This is a genomic window from Bradyrhizobium cytisi, from assembly GCF_008123515.1.
Taxonomy (GTDB): Bacteria; Pseudomonadota; Alphaproteobacteria; order Rhizobiales; family Xanthobacteraceae; genus Bradyrhizobium; species Bradyrhizobium cytisi.
The window spans coordinates 97431-113717 of the sequence record NZ_VSSR01000006.1; the positions used below are offsets into that span (position 1 = coordinate 97431).

Annotated in this window: 21 protein-coding genes and 1 tRNA gene; 4 read left to right on the top strand and 18 right to left on the bottom strand. The window is 60.9% G+C overall.

What is annotated here, in order from left to right; all coding sequences use genetic code 11:
- Positions 1-145: 145 nt before the first annotated feature.
- Positions 146-221: transfer RNA gene (locus FXB38_RS03110), tRNA-Lys, on the top strand.
- A 280-nt stretch (positions 222-501) separates the two neighbouring features.
- Here the strand turns inward: FXB38_RS03110 and FXB38_RS03115 are convergent.
- The 3 genes from FXB38_RS03115 to FXB38_RS03125 form a co-directional block, all read right to left on the bottom strand.
- Complete coding sequence (locus FXB38_RS03115; protein ID WP_148749304.1) at positions 502-1800, bottom strand: hypothetical protein; 1299 nt, start codon at positions 1798-1800, stop codon at positions 502-504.
- Positions 1801-2204: 404 nt separating this feature from the next.
- Entirely contained in the window at positions 2205-2717 is a 513-nt protein-coding gene (locus FXB38_RS03120) for a hypothetical protein (protein ID WP_148749305.1), read from the bottom strand.
- The gene (locus tag FXB38_RS03125) at positions 2714-3277 is read right to left on the bottom strand and encodes a hypothetical protein (protein ID WP_148749306.1); all 564 of its coding nucleotides are present in this window, start codon (positions 3275-3277) and stop codon (positions 2714-2716) included. Before FXB38_RS03125 ends, FXB38_RS03120 begins: the two co-directional genes overlap by 4 nt.
- Before the next feature lie 85 nt (positions 3278-3362).
- Here FXB38_RS03125 and FXB38_RS03130 point away from each other — a divergent pair, with 85 nt between their 5' ends.
- The 3 genes from FXB38_RS03130 to FXB38_RS03140 all read left to right on the top strand — a co-directional run bounded on the left by FXB38_RS03130 (position 3363) and on the right by FXB38_RS03140 (position 4921).
- Positions 3363-3569, top strand: a complete 207-nt coding sequence (locus FXB38_RS03130) for a hypothetical protein (RefSeq protein WP_148749307.1) — start codon at positions 3363-3365, stop codon at positions 3567-3569.
- A gap of 273 nt (positions 3570-3842) precedes the next feature.
- A complete protein-coding gene (locus FXB38_RS03135) occupies positions 3843-4721 on the top strand; it encodes a GAF domain-containing protein (RefSeq protein WP_148749308.1) in 879 nt (292 codons plus the stop codon).
- Between the two features lie 11 nt (positions 4722-4732).
- A complete protein-coding gene (locus FXB38_RS03140) occupies positions 4733-4921 on the top strand; it encodes a hypothetical protein (RefSeq protein WP_148749309.1) in 189 nt (62 codons plus the stop codon).
- Between the two features lie 165 nt (positions 4922-5086).
- On the opposite strand, the gene FXB38_RS03145 is transcribed toward FXB38_RS03140, so the two are convergent.
- The 15 genes from FXB38_RS03145 to FXB38_RS03215 form a co-directional block, all read right to left on the bottom strand.
- A complete protein-coding gene (locus FXB38_RS03145) occupies positions 5087-6334 on the bottom strand; it encodes a hypothetical protein (protein ID WP_148749310.1) in 1248 nt (415 codons plus the stop codon).
- A complete protein-coding gene (locus FXB38_RS03150) occupies positions 6334-7869 on the bottom strand; it encodes a hypothetical protein (protein ID WP_148749311.1) in 1536 nt (511 codons plus the stop codon). The genes FXB38_RS03145 and FXB38_RS03150 overlap by 1 nt, the downstream gene beginning before the upstream one ends.
- Positions 7866-8081, bottom strand: coding sequence for a hypothetical protein (locus tag FXB38_RS03155; protein WP_148749312.1), 216 nt, complete (start codon positions 8079-8081; stop codon positions 7866-7868). Before FXB38_RS03155 ends, FXB38_RS03150 begins: the two co-directional genes overlap by 4 nt.
- A gap of 122 nt (positions 8082-8203) precedes the next feature.
- A complete protein-coding gene (locus tag FXB38_RS03160) occupies positions 8204-8392 on the bottom strand; it encodes a hypothetical protein (RefSeq protein WP_148749313.1) in 189 nt (62 codons plus the stop codon).
- A 194-nt stretch (positions 8393-8586) separates the two neighbouring features.
- Positions 8587-8832, bottom strand: a complete 246-nt coding sequence (locus FXB38_RS03165) for a hypothetical protein (RefSeq protein WP_148749314.1) — start codon at positions 8830-8832, stop codon at positions 8587-8589.
- Between the two features lie 12 nt (positions 8833-8844).
- Positions 8845-9072: a hypothetical protein gene (locus tag FXB38_RS03170; protein WP_148749315.1), complete on the bottom strand. Its 228-nt coding sequence runs from the start codon at positions 9070-9072 to the stop codon at positions 8845-8847.
- On the bottom strand, positions 9069-9554 hold the full coding sequence (locus FXB38_RS03175; protein WP_148749316.1) for a hypothetical protein: 486 nt from the start codon (positions 9552-9554) through the stop codon (positions 9069-9071). The genes FXB38_RS03170 and FXB38_RS03175 overlap by 4 nt, the downstream gene beginning before the upstream one ends.
- A 208-nt stretch (positions 9555-9762) precedes the next feature.
- On the bottom strand, positions 9763-10551 hold the full coding sequence (locus tag FXB38_RS03180; RefSeq protein WP_148749317.1) for a hypothetical protein: 789 nt from the start codon (positions 10549-10551) through the stop codon (positions 9763-9765).
- 138 nt (positions 10552-10689) lie between these two features.
- Positions 10690-11220 carry a helix-turn-helix domain-containing protein gene (locus FXB38_RS03185; protein WP_148749318.1) on the bottom strand — a complete coding sequence of 177 codons (531 nt, stop codon included), beginning with the start codon at positions 11218-11220 and terminating at the stop codon, positions 10690-10692.
- Between the two features lie 592 nt (positions 11221-11812).
- Positions 11813-13048, bottom strand: a complete 1236-nt coding sequence (locus FXB38_RS03190) for an AAA family ATPase (protein WP_148749319.1) — start codon at positions 13046-13048, stop codon at positions 11813-11815.
- On the bottom strand, positions 13048-13497 hold the full coding sequence (locus FXB38_RS03195; protein WP_246229625.1) for a hypothetical protein: 450 nt from the start codon (positions 13495-13497) through the stop codon (positions 13048-13050). The genes FXB38_RS03190 and FXB38_RS03195 overlap by 1 nt, the downstream gene beginning before the upstream one ends.
- On the bottom strand, positions 13494-13781 hold the full coding sequence (locus FXB38_RS03200; RefSeq protein ID WP_148749320.1) for a hypothetical protein: 288 nt from the start codon (positions 13779-13781) through the stop codon (positions 13494-13496). The genes FXB38_RS03195 and FXB38_RS03200 overlap by 4 nt, the downstream gene beginning before the upstream one ends.
- A gap of 2 nt (positions 13782-13783) precedes the next feature.
- Entirely contained in the window at positions 13784-13999 is a 216-nt protein-coding gene (locus FXB38_RS03205; RefSeq protein WP_148749321.1) for a helix-turn-helix transcriptional regulator, read from the bottom strand.
- A 104-nt stretch (positions 14000-14103) separates the two neighbouring features.
- Complete coding sequence (locus FXB38_RS03210) at positions 14104-14652, bottom strand: hypothetical protein (protein ID WP_148749322.1); 549 nt, start codon at positions 14650-14652, stop codon at positions 14104-14106.
- A complete protein-coding gene (locus FXB38_RS03215) occupies positions 14649-16031 on the bottom strand; it encodes a tyrosine-type recombinase/integrase (protein ID WP_148749323.1) in 1383 nt (460 codons plus the stop codon). Before FXB38_RS03215 ends, FXB38_RS03210 begins: the two co-directional genes overlap by 4 nt.
- Positions 16032-16287: the final 256 nt, after the last annotated feature.

Below are 16287 nucleotides of genomic sequence, written 5' to 3' on the forward strand. Positions count from 1 at the left end.
CCCCCTACACAGCGCGGGCCGAAAGCATGATCCGGAAACAGCCGGTTTTCCCCGCAGCACTTCAGTCAAACGCGGCGGCAAGACATGCTTTTCCAAATGTCCGAAGACGATGGCGATTGATTTCTGAAGCCATCGGCGGCCATGGGAGCGCGTAGCTCAGCCGGTAGAGCACGTGACTTTTAATCACGGGGTCCTGGGTTCGAGCCCCAGCGCGCTCACCAACAAAATCAAAGACTTAGGCCAATTCAGCGTCAGTCGCAAAATCCCTCGTGTCTGCACCGTGTCTGCAAATGCATTGCCGTCCCTGGGCGGAGTGAGTCAATTGGACTCAGGGACATGGCGCTCGCCGCGACGGCACGATTCACGCTCCAGGCAGAGGGAGCGTGAAATGGGCTGGATCCTGTTGGCAGTGGCGGCGCTGCTCGGCCTGCTCATACTCTGGTTCAGGCACGTCACGCGCGACGTCGACGCCGAGTATTGAGTGGCTGCTAGGCGGCGGCCTTATTCCAACCTCGCCGAGTACTTGGCCAAAAACCCCACAAAGAGGAAGAGCAGGCCGTCCCGCGCAAGGTTGCCATGCACAAGCGAAATCGAAGCGGCGAACAGGAACGCCATGACCGCGAATCTGGCCTCGGCGCTTCTTTCGCGGGCCGCGCGCAAAAAGGGACCGATCAGGAGCAAAAGCAGGAGGAGCCCGGCGGGCCAGCCAAATTCAATGATTGCCTGCGCTACCGTGACGTGGCTCGGAAGATCGACGCAGGTCATCGTGCGAAAGCTCGAAAGACCGTGGCCAAAGAATCCTGCATGTGGCAACGCCGCTACAATGTCAGCAATAAGCCGCTTCCGAATCGAAATGGAGCTGTAAGGGTTCACCCCGTCGCACGGCGTCGAAGGGAGGTATTGCGGAGGAAGGTAGGTCGGGTCAGGCTCCGCGCTGATCGCAATGGCAACTTTCTCGGCGCTCTCCAGCCGAGCAAAATATCCGGCGCCCCATGAGGCTGCGATCAAGATTGCAGCGGCGAGGGCTTTTGTTCTTGTTCTGGGGGATAGGACCGCTTCACAAAGCATTACACCCATGAGCGCCAAGAACGAGAAGCGGACAAGGGAAGCCGACAAGATCGTGAGGGCGATCGCAGCGAGCCCGTAACTGGCAAAGAGCCATCCTCGGCTCATGTGTGATGCAACGGCTCCCATAAGCAGAAGCGCAAAGCAAAGAAATACTTGAGCCGGCGCCGCGTCATATAGCCCAAAAACTAAAGGCTTCCCGTGGGCATCTCCCCATTGGCGCCAGAGCTCTACACCAACGCAAGCGAGCCCAAGCAAGCCAACGACGGCCACCACTATAAAAAAAGCCCTGCCCGCCACTCCTGAGAACCTGGCCGCCGGGTATGTGGCCAGTGTGAGGACGAGAAGGGCGTTTTCTTTCGGGGACGTGAGCCCGTTGATGGTGATGGAAACGCCCAGCCAGAGCACGAACAGGATAAAGACCGAGTCCCAAAGGGTATAGTCCCAGAGAGTTAATTCATAGCGGCCCGCCGCAATCAGGATCGCAATCGGAATGATGATCAGGCCCGCGCTCGTCCAGGAGTTGCCGAGCCCCACACCATGCAGCAAAATCATGATGGTGCCGGAGCACGCCAAGACCCCCAGGAGGGCAGACCTATAAGGTCGGCTATTTCCCGACCATTCCTCTGATGGCTGCGATCGCCATTCGCTGGATATTTTCTGGTGCACCGTTCCTGCCCCCCTGATGGCGGAGGAAACCAAAATTGGCTCGGTTTGCCAGCGTTGATTGTCCACCAGTTTTTTCCAACCTATAGTAATTCTCGCGCTGGGCGTCTATCGCCTCTGCCAGGTCGATGGCTTTGGTCCCCCATAAACTTGCGCCATTCTCCCAAATAAAAAGGGGCGCCGCTTGACCGGGACCTTAGGTGGCCGCGACGTTCCGCACGATCGGCACCGCGCCCTTAGGCCTAACCCGTGGGCCCGCCAGCGTGAACCGGCGGGCCTGTCGCATCTCTATGGCACGGGCGTTGCTGACATCTAGGTGACTGGGATTGTAGGACCCAGTTTGAGACAGGGCGCCGCCGGGACAATGCATTTCGAGCCCGGCGGCGTATCTTTTAGGGACTAGCGGCACAGCCGCCGGCGATGCGTCATCAGCCGCTGCCGGTCGCGCTTTCGGTGGATCTTGCGACGGCGCTTCATACTTCGCGCTCCTCGCGCACGCGGCGCATCGGATGCGAGGCAAGAAACGCTAGATCCTGAGCGATCACCAACTCAATGTGCTCGGATGTGAGGCCGGAGTGCTTGTGCTCTCCGGCGGCAAATTTCTTTCGCTTCCATTCGACTGCATCAAGTGTTGGAGCCGGCGTCAAAAATTGCTTTGCCGTCGCTTCCCAAACACTTGCCGATAGCGGAGTCCAATCTTCGAAATTGACCTCCGCGTGCAACTGACCTTCGGGCAAACCTCGGTCTCGCACGATGTAGATTGCGTCTTGCATCTTTAGCCGGGCTTTCCAGTATTCTGTTCGCGCGTTGGCCGCATTCCATGCGGTCCGGCGCTGCTCTCGAAGCTGCTTGTTTTTGGCGGTCTCGGTTTGAGGCTCTTGTGCACGCCGCCGCGGGGTCGGCTCGAGTTCGGCGATGTTGTCAGGGGGCAGCGCGGCGGCGGCACGCGACGCTGTACGGGTGGCCAGTACGATGACGTTGCTCATACTGCCACCCCGCTCTGTTCGATCGCCGCGGCAAGGCGGCTGCAAAGCGTCTGCACGGCCTCCTTACCATTACCGTCCTCCAGCCCTGGGGGCATCTGCCATTCTTCCAGCGTCGAGATGTAGTTCAGCAGGGCCGTCACGCCGGCAACGGTGGATGGCTCGAACGTGAAGATGACGTCCATTTGCTCGAACAGCGCGGACGACCGACGGCTTGTCTCGTCCTCCGCATCCGGACGGTCCGGGTGCTCGTGCTCTAACGGCGCCCACCTGTCGACGGCGGCGGTGTATTCGGCGGAAAGCACGTTGTAGCGCCGGATGGCCGCGAAAACGGGATCGGGCACCGCTGCGGCGGCCGGCAAGGCGAGCGGCAGAGCGGCAAGCCCAGCCAGCGCCATTCGGCGGGACAGGCCCTTAGCGGGCTTGCGGGACTCGCTGGTGCGTTCTCCCGTTTCAGACTGTCCAGTGGCGGGTTGAGCGGAAAACGAATCCATGGACTCCACCGGGCGCTCTATGGGCGAGTTTATCCGTGGCGTGCTATGCACGCCGTCAGCCTTGGTCATCTTGAATACCCTTCTGTGATCGAGGTTAGGGCCGAGGCGGAAGTGACAGCTTCCCTTCGGCCTGATTTTGTGATAACTCTAATTCATGGGCAAGTCAATTGGTGTTATCACAAAAAAGAAGCGCGGCCGGCCGGTTACCACCGGCAAGGGGATGTTGATCGGTGTCCGGCTCCTGGACGAGCCGCTCGCTGTCCTCGATGGATGGATTGCCAAGCAGAACGAAACGGGGTTGACGCGCCCCGAAGCCATCCGCCGGCTGGTCGAGTTAGGGCTGAAGGCGAAGGGGAAATGAACGAATTAGAGCCGGATTCCTGGCGTTCGCAGTGGCTTTGGTTTGGGGCGGCGCTGTTGGCGATGTTGATGGTCGTGGCGATCTCGACCAGGTTTCCAGTTTAGAGCGGCCCTCGACTCCCACCGTTGGTTAAAAATCCATCCCCTTTCATACCGACTCGCGGTATGCGTGTGCGCTACTTAAGATTGCTCGAAGCACGCGGGCCGCTGGCGCCGCCTCCCTTTTCGCTCAGCCACAGCTGTCGAATCTGTTATAATTTAGTGGGGGCCTGCCGTGTTTGATCGGAAATTTTACCGCGAGATCCGGAAATGGTTTGGAGCGCTGGCAAGATTTCGCCGATATGCGCTGTTGATTTCCTCAATCTTGGTGCCTGCGCTTCTGGGCATTTTGGGCGCTGCGGGCGGGATAAGCCCTGAGGTTCGTGCGGTCATGGTGCCCGCGCAGATCACCACACTAGGCTTCGGCTTACTCTTAGGTGTCGGTCTATTTTGGTTCGACGAAAGCGCTGCTCTTGTATTTCAAAAATTCGCTCATGAGACGATGCACTCTGCTGTTCTCCAGGGCGACATAGACAAGCAGCGCACAGAGTTGACGCAGCTCTCAGCCCATATCAACTGTCTGAGCGTCGCGGCCCGGGCTGTTGAAGCAGTGCTTTTGTCGGCTTCTACTCCGGACGGCCTCCAGGCAACGGCCAAACAGCTCCTCGAAAACTTGGTGGACCAGCGCAATCAGCTCTTCGGAACCGGTGATGATGAGCAATGGAACTTCGCAATTTATCTCCGAAACCCGGTGGACGAATTATTCTGCCTTCACCACCGGCGGAACTATGGCCTACCAGGCGACATTCCGCGCAATTGGCCAGTTGGATCTGGACACGTAGGATTGACCTGTCAGCGCGACGGCGAGTTACTTACGGACGATGCAGCGTCGCAAGATGTGTTCCAAGGCAAAGGAGACCTATTGCGAGATTACGACCGCGTCCGCTATCGTGGGATAGCCTCGATATGCATACCTGATGTTAACGACGGCCGCGCCATAGGAGTATTGGTCGCGACCAGCAGCAAAGTCGGTCGCTATAGCCAAGACAATGTGCAGCCATTACGAGATTTGGCTCAGTCCCTCGGTGTAATCCTCAGCCCTAGGCAAGCTTAGAAGAGACAATCATGGCAAAGCAAATCGATCTAAGACCAGATCGCACTGCCAATTTGGACCGCCAGCTGCGAGGCGCTTTCCGCGAGATTGTGACAGGTAAATTTGTGGATGCAACACAGCTCAAAGGTGACGTAAAGCGCCTTTCGAATGAACGGGGATCGCTGATCACTTCCCGGAACGTCAAGCCGCAAAAGAAATAGGGCGCAAGTCTTCGCGAGATCGATCGCTGTCATCACGCGACCTTTCAGGCGGAGTTTTGCCGCGGCGCCGGATAGGTGATGTTGACGTTGATCAAGGCACTAAAAAAAACCGAGGTCAAAACGCGCCGTTGTATTCATTCGCGGTGATGGATTTAGCCGGCAATCCTAGTTGCGGCTGACGAAGCTGAATACATTAGAACTGTTCGGGAAGAACGACACGGTCCCCGTCGACGCCTGCTCAAGCGCTGCCACGAAATGCAGGCCGATCCCCGGGAGCGTCGAATAGCCGGTCGATGTGCTTACGGCCGAACCAACAAGGTTGCTCGTCGCGGTCTGGCTGGTGAACGAGGACGTCGTATCTAGACCAATTCCCAGGAACACTTGTGCAGCCGTGCCGGGGGCAGCGAGAGTGCCGTAGTTCACTTGAATCGCATCTTCGTTGAGTCCCCGCACGAACGAAATTTCCATGCCCGCAGAAGCTCGCTGTAGGCGGATGGTCGCGCTGCCATAGTTGTACGTCGTGCCCGTGTCATTCACTGCAGTCTGCGTTGAGACGCGATTGTAGGCATTCCACACGCCAAGAAATGCAGCCGACCCTCCGGACGCACCTGAACCAAATACGTAGTCAATGGTGGACGAGCCGTTCGAAGCGATCGTCCCCACATAGGTGCCGCGATTAGCAGCCGGGCCGTTCGTGATCGAGGCATTGTTCACCAACATGCCGTTCACGGAAGTCAGGGCAGTGCCAGCGCTTCGCGTGGTGCTGTTTGTCCATGCCGGGCCTCGCGTGCATCGAATGGTCCCGCCGTCGTTCCAGACGAATAGATCATAGACGGAATTTGGTGCGACCGCGGTCGGGCTTTTCGTCGCGTCTGACGTGGCTTGCGAGACTTCGGAAAATGCGGTCGGAACGAAGTTGGTGCCGTCGTAAATCGGAACCAAATTCCCGACGTAGTTCGTATAGACAACGCTTGTCGCCCCCGCAACACTCGTCGTCATCACCGGTGCTGCACTGGCCAGCGTCAAGCGTCCTTGCGGTGTGATCGTGGCATTGAGCGCGCACGTGCCGGTCACGTTGAACGTGCCGCCGCTGAGCCCGGCCCCGCAAGTTACTGCGGTCACGGTACCAGTCCCGGCGATGGCACCCCCATCTACGAGGACATTAGGGGTCGAACCAAAAACCGCCGGATGTCCCGCCGTTGACGATGTCGGCCCTTGAACCAACCCGCCATGCAGCATGAGCTGCGAGGCCAGCTGGGGGAAGGTGATGGCGTTGGCTGGATTGCTTTGACCGAAGACGTTGCCTATCACGCTATTTGGCGGGAGCGGCATGTACTGCTGGGCGCTTGCGACCGTTGCAAACGCGGCAAACGCCAGTGCGAGGATTGAGCGCAGCATTTTTGAGCGCAACATTAGCCACCTCCAAAAGTATTTGCCGCTGCGGTTCCGGAGAAGTGCGTCGCTCCGGTGTTCCAAGAGTTGGGACCAACCTGCAGCGCGGTCGAAGCGTTCGAGCAAGGCGTATAGCTCGTTGGAGTGGCAAGGGTGTTGCCATCAAAAACGATGTGGCCGACGTTAGCGGTGATGCGGCACAGCAGCGGCGTGCCGAACCCAGCGGTGTATTGGATCTGCGCGTTGCGGATCTTGGTGCCAACGACCGTGCATGTTGCGCCGGAGACATCGATCAAGGCGTTCCCGGTCAGGGTGGCCTGGCCCTCGTATTCGCCGCCATCAATCAGGAGATTGTACGCGCAGGAGACGTTGACGCCCTTGGGCTGGGAAAAATTCAGATTCCGGAGCGTGGTGTTTCCTGCCATACCACTACCGCCGTTCGCGACGTCGATGAAGATGCCATTGTTGTCCGCGCTGGCTGTGGCGTTATAGGGAATGATCGCATCATGGATGTTGATGCTATCGCCTGTGCCGGACAGCAAGATGCCGCCCTGGATGATGGAGCCGGCACCAATGTCGGCCTGGTAGATGCCGCCGTTCGGGTTGTTGACGACACTGTTGAGAAGCGCGATGCCGTACCCGCTGCCGCTCGTTCCAGCTTGGATGTAAACGTTTTTGATGACGGGCGCGCGGAAGTAGGTTGAGGCAGTGGTGGTATCGAACACAAGGCCATGGCGACCATAGCGACTTGCAGCAGAAGGATCTCCGATGAGACAACCTTCAATGATGGTCTGCCAGTTGATCCCGTCGATATGGCCGAACAGGTGGATCACATCGTTGACGGACGACGTTGTGCCGAGAGTCGAGTTCGGTTTGATGGCGACGCTGGAATCGCAAAGCAGATGGATCGGCTTGGACACCGAGAGCGCGAAGGGACCCGCCGACTTTGACACCACGCAGGCGCCGGTGGTGCTCTGCTTGGAGATGCGAAGGGTGCCGCCCTCCGGGGTATTGTCGATTGCGGACTGCAGCGCCACTCGCGTATCCGTCGATCCGTCGCAAACGACGCCCCAGTCGGCCGCCTCGATCACGTCGCCGAGTTTAGAGCGGATGGCGCGCGCCGAGCCGCCGGTCAGGCTGGTCGTGTAGTTATAGGCCAACGTCGTGACGCAGGAGCCGGATGGCTTGGTGATGTCGCCGGTCAGCGCTGCAGTCTGCGCGCAGGGAATGACGCCCAGCACGCCATAGGCCGCGGCGGCATTAGCCGCGCCGACCAGCGTAATCCCGAACGCGGTGATCGATCCGCCGTCCTTGAGCAGGGTGCCCGTGACGTTGTTCCAGAGCACGAGGTTGCCGATGGTCGCCGAGCCTGGCCCGAAAACCGACCCGAGATAGGTCTGCAGGGTGGCAAACGGGATCGGCTGCGATGGGCCGGTATCGCCGGGGTAGCCGAGGCGCCCGATCACCGTCAGGCCCGGGACATTGCTGTATTGCTGCGCGACGGCCGGGGCCGTCCATGCGATCAGGACGAGAAGTGCGGCGCGGACATGTCTCATGGCCGCACCACGGTCAGCACAACACCAATATGCCCCTTGCACTGTGCGATGACGGTTGTGAAATCGGCGGCTTTTTCAAGCACGATTGCGCAATCGCGCGCGGCGACGTCTTTCCACGGGATCTGATAGTTTGAGGTCTCGGCGACAGCGATTGTGGGAATCAACCCGGCGACGGCGAGAGCCGCGGTTCGAAGCGCGTAACGTGCGAGCATTGGAGCGGTCTTTCGAAAGGCGCTCCAATCGGCGAAGCTCCGAAAGACGTTTTCCGCCGTCGTCCAATGGCGGGGCTTTGTACAGAAAGCCCGATCTGAAGCGCGCTTGCGGTGCGCGCTACCTACTCGACAGGAAGTGACTCGGCCCTAAGCAAGTTGCGAAACTGCGCGTCATCAAGACCGGCCACGCCGCGCAGCATTGAGCACACCTTACGCCACCGCTCGTTCTGATCCTTCAAGTCGCGCGCCGTTGCGCGGACCATCTTGATCTCGCGCTTCAATCCGATGATTGCTGTCTCTCGATCGCTCATTTTGTCTCAGTTCAGCAACACTCGAGGTGTTCCGCTTGAAGGAACAGCATTTTAGACTCCACATGCATCGCAACCAGGGTCACTGTTCAAGGGCCGGGGCTGCGGCGGCGGTTTCAGAACCTAGCAATTTTGAGCCCGGCAGCCGCAGAGCGAAAATGCCTGCGGCTTTCTGCTGTCCATTGCTTTCCGCACAACTAAGTCCAGGCCCCGACGAGATCGTGGAGCGTCTGCCGCGGACCCTCCAGGCCGTTGGCAGCGGCGCTCGCAATGAGCGCGCGCAGATACGCTGCATCTGCTGCCTTGATCGCGGCATCATACGTCGGCCATGCAGCCGGCGTGTTGTTGTAGGCAGCCTTAGCCGCACCACCTGCCGTCTGCCGCGAACCTTCCGCGGCAACAATGTTGGCCTTGTGAGCGTTCTCCTGCGACGGTGACGTCATATCTGATCCTCCCTAGGAAAGGCGAATGACAGTTGGCGGTTGGATATGTCGAAAGCCATCTGGCACTTCGGCATAGGCTTTCCGCAGCGCATACGCTTCTGCGGTGACCTCAGCAGTCTCGATACCCTTGTGTTTGCGCAGGCTCTTGATTGACTGGCATTCCGCTTGACTGAGAGACGCGACAATCGTTTTACGCGCGCCGGTGTCCTGGTGTTTGAATTCGCAATTGAAACGCATCAAGAATTCTCCTTTGGGCCTGTGGTGATGATGATGTTGGCGATTGCGAGCTGAGACCGCGCCTTTCGGTCACCGGACATCAGCTTCTTTGTCCACTCGGCGTCGGTCATCGCGTTCTGCTTCCATGACACGATCTTGTCGTAGAAGGCCTTCGGCGTTGACGCCGTGCCGTTGAGCGTGTCCTTGATCACATCGTCCGGCATGCCGAGACCGCGCAGCATTTCCGCCGCGCCGATGTTCTGCAGGTGCTCGGCGTTCTGGATGACACCCGGCTGCAGCTTACCGGCGATTGCCATGTCGGTGCTGTCACCCGTGGCGGCATGGGCGTGGAGAGAATGAAATTCAGCGGTCTGCGCCGGCTGGCCCTGCAACAGCGCTGCCGTCCAGGCGGGATCCGCCTTCAGCGCGGTGAGTTTGGCCGCCGCATCGGCAGGCGTAGCGGGGACCGGGGAGCGGTCAGTGGATGGCGGTGAAGCGTCGGTCATGGTGCGAGCCTTTCCGGCATGGTGTTTACGTCCCTGACGCCAATCGCTTTGCACGCCTCGGCATAACGAGCGAGGGAGCCCTCGTTCTTCAGCGCAAACTGCAGGCCGCCGGAGAGTGGATGGCTGCAGTGACCGACGTCAGAAATGATGCAGCGTTGCGCGGTACATGCGGCCGGACAGGACGACCGCGTCATTCCTGTGAATTTCGTCATGCGGCATGCTTTCGGTCATCGGTGGAAATACCGGCGGCGCGCATCGCCTCATCGTTAAGCTTGTCGATCTGCTTGCTGATATCGGCCACGATCGCAGCGTCTGCATCGCGCAACTCCTCGATACCCGGCCTGATGGCGCCAGCATTGCCGCGGAACTGCTCCGAAGAGGGCTTGGCAAAAGGCACCACAAATCTACCGACCCCGTCAGAGCGTTCGGGCGCCAATCGATAGAATTCCGCGAGGATCAGCCGTTCCAGTGTGCCGAAGGCAGGTCCGCCAAAACCTTCGCTGCCGATCGACATCATCGGGACGGCCGTGCCTACCGGGACAGCGGCCAGCACCCGCAACGTCGCCTCGGAATATCGGCCGTAGGCTGCCGCCATCTCGGCCCCGGCCTTGAGCACGACGTCCATCGCTTTCTCGCGCTCGGTCATCTCCTTCGTGAAGACCTCTAGCTGCTCACTGCGCATCCGCGTCGCGGCGGCAACCTGGTTTTTCCGGTCTAGCTTCTCGGCAAGGCGAAGAGCAGAACGAAGCTCATCTGCAGCGGTCTGCGCGGCAGCGATCTTGGCGCGATGGCCCGACAGCTTGTCGGCCGCGCCGGGCTTCCGCTCGGCCGCGTCCAGCGCATATTCCGCGACTTGCTCCTCGAGCTCGACCAACGCGCCGAGCGCGCACTCCAGCTTTTCCCGGACGGCGGGCGCGCGCTGCGCCGGCTGCTCGGGTTGCGGCAATTCATGAACTTCTTCAGCCTGCTGGCCGGGCTTCCCGCGGAACATCGTCAAAATCCTCACGCTGCTTCGCTGCTGCGGTGCTGCTCCGGCTGAGAGGCCGCAGCGACAGCGTCCTCTAGCCGGCACCGGATCCAGTCGGAGACCGTGCGCCGTTCGCGCGCAGCCAGATCCTTCATGCGCTGCTCAAGATCAGGTCCGATCCGTGCGCCAATCATCTTCGTGTTTGCCATCGTTGGCCTCTGTCAGGTTCGTGCTGGCACCATCCGGCATGATTTGCGGATCGCTAGCAACGCACCACAATGTTTCCGCTGGTGCCGCCGGAGCCGCTGGCTTCTGCTTCGTCGGACGTCGCTTGCGAGGCCGCCAGCGCGCGCGCACGCGCTCGGCTTGCTCCTGGTCCTCCATGATCACGGCAAACCCGATACGCAGCCCCAGGGCGTCCAGAACGGCCTTGAGCGACATTTCGCCAAAGCCCCTCACCGGTGGGTCCGAAAGCAATTTAGAAACATAGCCGTTCTGGAGGCCTGTGATGCAGTCGAGCAGGTCATGGGATAAGTCGAGTTCGTCCCGCCGCTCCCGCACGACTTGGAGCAGCTGCTCACGTGATCCGATTAAACGCGGCTTCATGTTCAGCAATGTTCGACAAGGTTTTCGGAGACGAAGCCGCCATTTTTTTTGGAGGCCGCCGCGAAATCGGGATGGGACGTCGATATCCAGCACGGTGCTGGTTTTTCCCCCCACCCCCCTCGATCCCAAAGGGGACCCAGGCCGATCTTGGCCATTTTGGTACGTTCAGCCGTTTCGCCAGCGGTCGACCGCCTCGCGCGTGCAGGCGTCAGCTTCCAAGAGTGTTGAAGTTCATGAGAGAGCGCGCGCGAAAACCCCTTTCCATGATTTTCAGTCACGGAGTCGGACGGCCTATTTGCCTGTGTTCGCTGTGCTTTTGTGTTCTCTACGCTGGTGTGTCTGCACGGTGTCTGCGAAAGAAGCTGCGATCGGTGCGAAAGTAACGCGTAACGCGTTCGACCATGACGGCGGATAATACAGGGCCGATCTGCACCGCCCACGGCGTTACCACATGCATGGTGCGAACGAGGTCCATCTGCCGTCCTCTTCCCTTCCTCTCTTCCGGGTCGCGGCAACGCTCGGCCGCCCAAGGCCGAAAGCGGAGCCTGCGATCCGCTGGGGGTATGGGGGCAAACGTGCAGGGTGATCGCAACGGATAGAAGGCCGATAGAAGGGTGATCGATAGGGTGATCGCAGGCGGATCGCAGGGTGTTCTGAGCGGATCGCAGGCGGATAGAAGGCATGGTCAGGCTTTCCGGGCGATGCATTTGGTACCCTTCGACTTTGGACCATAGGGAATGTTTTCGATGGTGCCGGCGGCGAACAGGCGCTCTTGGGCGGCTTGGAATGCTCGCCAGGTGAGGCCGCCGGCTTGCGGCATGGCGGCGAAAGTCTTGGGTGCGTAGCCGCGTCCTGGGGCGTGACAGACGTGACGGCCCTGCCCCGTTATGGCGTCGAGACATTCGAGGTAGCGCTGTTCGGCGCTGGTGTTGGCCGCGGCCTGGTGCGGCGCGCTGGCGGTGCCCTCGATCACGAAAGAGCCATCTTCCCATTGCAGCCTGACCTTCTCGCCGGCGGGGCCATAGTTCAGCTTCTTCACCTCGAGCACGCGGCCGGTGCTGCCGTCCTCACCGTCGACGCTTTCGAGGTGCAGCCTCGCCCGGGTGGCGTTCTGCCAATCCATGCTGCCACCACGGCCTGTTCCGCTGGTGATCCCGGACAGGCTGGGGTGATCGAGCAGCAGGATGGCGCAGTCGACCTGCCGGGCTAGCGTCCGGAACAGGCCAACGAACGTGCGGGCGTGCACGCGGTCATTCTGGTTGCCGCCGAACGTGGCCGCGACGCTGTCGACAACCATTAACGCGGGCCGGATATCGCGCGCCGCGGCCGCCAGCGATGCAAACAACGGCGTCGGCGCCATGGTACCGTCGCGCTGTGCAATGCCGAGCAGGCACGCGTCCGGATCGGCGAAGTGAAAATGCAGCCGATCAAGGTCCCCGGGCTCGAGGCCACGTTTGCGCGCGACGCGATGCAGGCGCCGGCGCATCTCGGCCTGCGGCTCCTCACCGCTGAAAAAGATCACCGGGCCAGATTCCGCCACCGTCCCCAGCCAGTCGCCGAGGCTACGCTCTACCGCGAGGGCAAGCTGCAGCGCCACGGTGGTTTTGCCGCCGCCACCATCGCCGGACAGGATCGTGACATCGCCGGCGGGGATCCGGTTCGTTGCCAGCCAGCGCATCGGCTCGAGCGGCACGCCGCGCCAGGCCGGCGGTGTTACCAGCGCCAAACTCGCGGGCGTCGCCGACGGTTCCTCGATCCGCTCTTCGTTCGCGCCGTCCGGAATTCTGTCGTACGGCGGCACGGCACCGTATGCATCAAACAATGCGACCGGCGTCGGCTCCTCCGACGGAGCCATACCGCGCGTATAGCCGAGGTCTTCGAACACTTGGAGTGCCATAGCTCTATTGGCGGGGCTCAACATCAAGCGGCCTCCTCCAGCGTCCCGATGAGCGATGACGCGTCGTCCGGGTGATTGCGCAGCCAAGCTGCAAGCCGCTCGGGATCGCCGAGGCTCAGCACAAAGTGAAATGCGTCGACGGTCGCCTGAGCTGTGCGATACGATGGCTTCTCGATCCGCGCGGTCTGCTGCACCGGCGGCAGTTCGCCCGTCCAGCGCCATGCGTCTCGCAGATCGGCCAATTCCCACTGCATCACCAATTGCGGCGCGTAGTCGGATGGCAACTCCTCAGCCGGCGCGAAAGCCTCGCTCATAAGGCGCTGCACCTCGTCCTGCCCGAGTTCATCGACGTAGCCGGCAAGCTCGGCGATCTGTTTCAGGTTGTCTACCGCGATGTGCTTGTCGACCCATCCCTCGTCGACAAACCAGCGTTGCGAGGCGCAGCATTCGCCAAATTCCTCGGCCGCGCTCATTCGGTTTCGCCCCCGTCGAGCAAGCCGAGTTCCTGGGCCTTGGCCAGCGCCTTGTTGATCGCCTTGGCGAGGTCGGGAAGCCTGTTCACCGCCATTGTGACGCCCTTCACTGTGGCGACGTTCGCTCCTGCCTTGTTCATGGCGAACAACCGCACGTCGACCACATTGATCGGGTCCTTGCCGGCAGGCGTGAAAGCCTGAAGCGTCACCGCGACAACGTCCTTGCGACGGTTTTTGAAGAAGCGGAAAGGGATCGGCTCGATGATCGTGCTGGATTTTGCCATGATCAAGCCGCGCTCTCTTGAGAGAGCAGCCACTTCTCGACGCTCGACGCGCGGTAGACCACGTCACGGCCAATCCGCGTCGCCGGCGGCCCCTTGCCATCTTTCTCCCAAGCGATCAGTGTGAATTCGCTATAGGGCCGGCCGCGCAAGCGCGTACCCAACTCTTTCGCAAGCTGCTTGCGAGGAATGTAGTTCGTTGCAATTTCGGTGGTTGCCATGTGCGTCTCGCCTCGTCTGGTTGACGATGGCGAGAATGGCGATGCTTCGCGGCCAGTGCACGAGACAACGAAGACATGTCGCCGATGTCGCGAATGTCTTGACGCTATTTGGCCCGGCCGGCCGCTCTCAGGATTGTCTTGTCGCTCATCTTCGCGGCGGCGGGACGATGCGCCTTCAGCCATGCCGACAGCTTTGCCGCAACGGCACCGTTTGGCATTTCGAGGACGTCGGGCACCCCCATCGGGAAGCAGGCTTTGATGGCCTCCTCTGCCGCGCGGCCCTGCGCGCGCTGCTTCGTGGTCTTACCTTCGCCGCGCACCACCTTGTTGTCCGCGTGTTTGCGGTCAAGCCAATCGATTAGATCGTGCTCGCTGATCGTTTCGCCGTTGCGAGGCTCCTGCGCCAGATTGTGAACGATCAACTTGCCGTCGGCGTCTATCCCGTGAATGCTGCGCGCGGGTGGCCGGAAGTCTGTTCCTATTAAGCCATCATCAGCGATCAGCAGCACCGCATCAGGATCCGCCGGCCGTGCGCGCACTTCCCCCGAGGCGCGTGCATCCCGAAGGATCTTTTGTGAATGGCCCTCACTGCCGCCGAGGCGCTGGCGGACAAGCGCAACCGCCTGCCCAGTCGTCAACCATCGTTCGGTCATGCCTGCACCCGTCGCGCTGCGAGTTCTTCAACGTTGGCGGTTGGGCTCAGAATTTTATCGACAAGCGATGCCAGCGCCTCGAATGCCGCACGCTTCTCGTCGAGGTAGGCATAGCGGTCATAGACGCCGCGAACGCCGCCAATGACGTGCCCAAGGCAGCGCTCGGCATGATCGGCCGAGACACCGGCACGCGACATGAGCGAACGCCCCGTCCGACGGAGGTCATGCAGCACCCAATGCGGCATAGGCTCGCGACCGGCCTCAGCGCGGACCTTCGCGATTGCCTTGTCGAGCTCGCGCTTGGCCTTGCTGAAACCGCTGAAGCCCTTGGCGCCCTGGGTCGTTGTGAAGATGAACCAGGAATTGCCGTTTGCGCCCGCGGGCTTCTCCCCGATCAACTCGCGCGCGGCCGCGCTGAGCGGGATGATGTGGTCAATGCCGGTCTTGTAGCGGTCGGCCGGAATCGTCCAGTCGTCGCCGTCGAGCTCGCTGGAATGCATCAGCGCGGCTTCGGTGCGCCGGGTGGTCGTCAGGAGGAGCGACTTGACGAACCGTGGGTAGCAGGCCGGCACATTCTCGACGAGGTCGAGCGCCGTCCATAGGTCGCGGAGCTGATCGTCTGCGAGAACGCGGTCTCGCGAGTTGGTGCCAACCTGCCGGATTCCCTTCACGATGGGATTGGTGAAGTCCTCTTCGCGCGCCTGGAACCAATTGAATGCCTTGCGGAGGTAGGCGAGCGTCCGGTCGGCCATGACGGGCCCGTTCTCATCCTCGATCTCGTCGAGCATGTCGACGACGTGGGAACGGCGCAGCCGCCCTTCCCCGAATACTGGCAAGTCCCCAATGTCGGGAGCGACGAGGCGCCGGAACGTGCTCGCGTATTGGTCCGCGCTCTTCAGCTGCGCTTCCTTGCGGCAGTAGCGGTCGACGAACATGTCCAGCAAGCCGGGGTGTTTCTGCTCGCGATCGGCCTCGTCCGCATCGGGATCGAATGCGCCGCCGATCTTGAGGCCGTCGAGTTTGTCGCCGTCCTGCAAGCGCCGCGTGCGCTCCGGTCGGGGATCCTCGCGGTTGCCCTTGGTGAAGTCCTTCACCAGCCGGTCGGCCTTCACGATCGCGTCCCTCACGGTTAGCGATCCGCCCTGCGCGTTTGCGTCCCACCGGCCGAGCGTTTCGAGATAGCCCTTCCCGTCCTTTCGGTGGAACAGCACGAAGGCCTTTGTGCCGGCGGCGGTCACGCGGACTGCAAAGCCCGCCGGCGCCTTCTTGCCCTGGAGCGTCGCGCCGCTGAAATAGTGCAGCGTGCTCGCTCTCGGCTTGCCGTGCTGGTCGAGCTTCGGTTCGAGCCCGGCCACGATCTTTTCGCTGATGCTCTGCATTGTCCGCCGCCCGTGTCTGCAATATGTCTGCACGTCGGAACATACGCGGGCTGCAACGGACTACAACGAAAATCACGGGGTCGGTGCGAAATACTAGGGGATTGCAGGGGTTTTTCTCGCAGACACAGGAAAATGAATCTGCATCAATGGCTTAGGCAATCACCAGCATTTTGACTTTTAATCACGGGGTCCTGGGTTCGAGCCCCAGCGCGCTCACCACACGAAACCAAAAACTTGCGCCCCAATCCGCCATCGC

Bases quoted from the DNA above. Each gene is read 5' to 3' on its own strand.
- FXB38_RS03120 (WP_148749305.1), bottom strand. From the start codon at position 2,717: ATGAGCAACGTCATCGTACTGGCCACCCGTACAGCGTCGCGTGCCGCC.
- FXB38_RS03125 (WP_148749306.1), bottom strand. From the start codon at position 3,277: ATGACCAAGGCTGACGGCGTGCATAGCACGCCACGGATAAACTCGCCC.
- FXB38_RS03130 (WP_148749307.1), top strand. From the start codon at position 3,363: ATGGGCAAGTCAATTGGTGTTATCACAAAAAAGAAGCGCGGCCGGCCG.
- FXB38_RS03140 (WP_148749309.1), top strand. From the start codon at position 4,733: ATGGCAAAGCAAATCGATCTAAGACCAGATCGCACTGCCAATTTGGAC.
- FXB38_RS03145 (WP_148749310.1), bottom strand. From the start codon at position 6,334: ATGTTGCGCTCAAAAATGCTGCGCTCAATCCTCGCACTGGCGTTTGCC.
- FXB38_RS03150 (WP_148749311.1), bottom strand. From the start codon at position 7,869: ATGAGACATGTCCGCGCCGCACTTCTCGTCCTGATCGCATGGACGGCC.
- FXB38_RS03155 (WP_148749312.1), bottom strand. From the start codon at position 8,081: ATGCTCGCACGTTACGCGCTTCGAACCGCGGCTCTCGCCGTCGCCGGG.
- FXB38_RS03160 (WP_148749313.1), bottom strand. From the start codon at position 8,392: ATGAGCGATCGAGAGACAGCAATCATCGGATTGAAGCGCGAGATCAAG.
- FXB38_RS03165 (WP_148749314.1), bottom strand. From the start codon at position 8,832: ATGACGTCACCGTCGCAGGAGAACGCTCACAAGGCCAACATTGTTGCC.
- FXB38_RS03175 (WP_148749316.1), bottom strand. From the start codon at position 9,554: ATGACCGACGCTTCACCGCCATCCACTGACCGCTCCCCGGTCCCCGCT.
- FXB38_RS03190 (WP_148749319.1), bottom strand. From the start codon at position 13,048: ATGTTGAGCCCCGCCAATAGAGCTATGGCACTCCAAGTGTTCGAAGAC.
- FXB38_RS03195 (WP_246229625.1), bottom strand. From the start codon at position 13,497: ATGAGCGCGGCCGAGGAATTTGGCGAATGCTGCGCCTCGCAACGCTGG.
- FXB38_RS03200 (WP_148749320.1), bottom strand. From the start codon at position 13,781: ATGGCAAAATCCAGCACGATCATCGAGCCGATCCCTTTCCGCTTCTTC.
- FXB38_RS03205 (WP_148749321.1), bottom strand. From the start codon at position 13,999: ATGGCAACCACCGAAATTGCAACGAACTACATTCCTCGCAAGCAGCTT.
- FXB38_RS03210 (WP_148749322.1), bottom strand. From the start codon at position 14,652: ATGACCGAACGATGGTTGACGACTGGGCAGGCGGTTGCGCTTGTCCGC.
- FXB38_RS03215 (WP_148749323.1), bottom strand. From the start codon at position 16,031: ATGCAGAGCATCAGCGAAAAGATCGTGGCCGGGCTCGAACCGAAGCTC.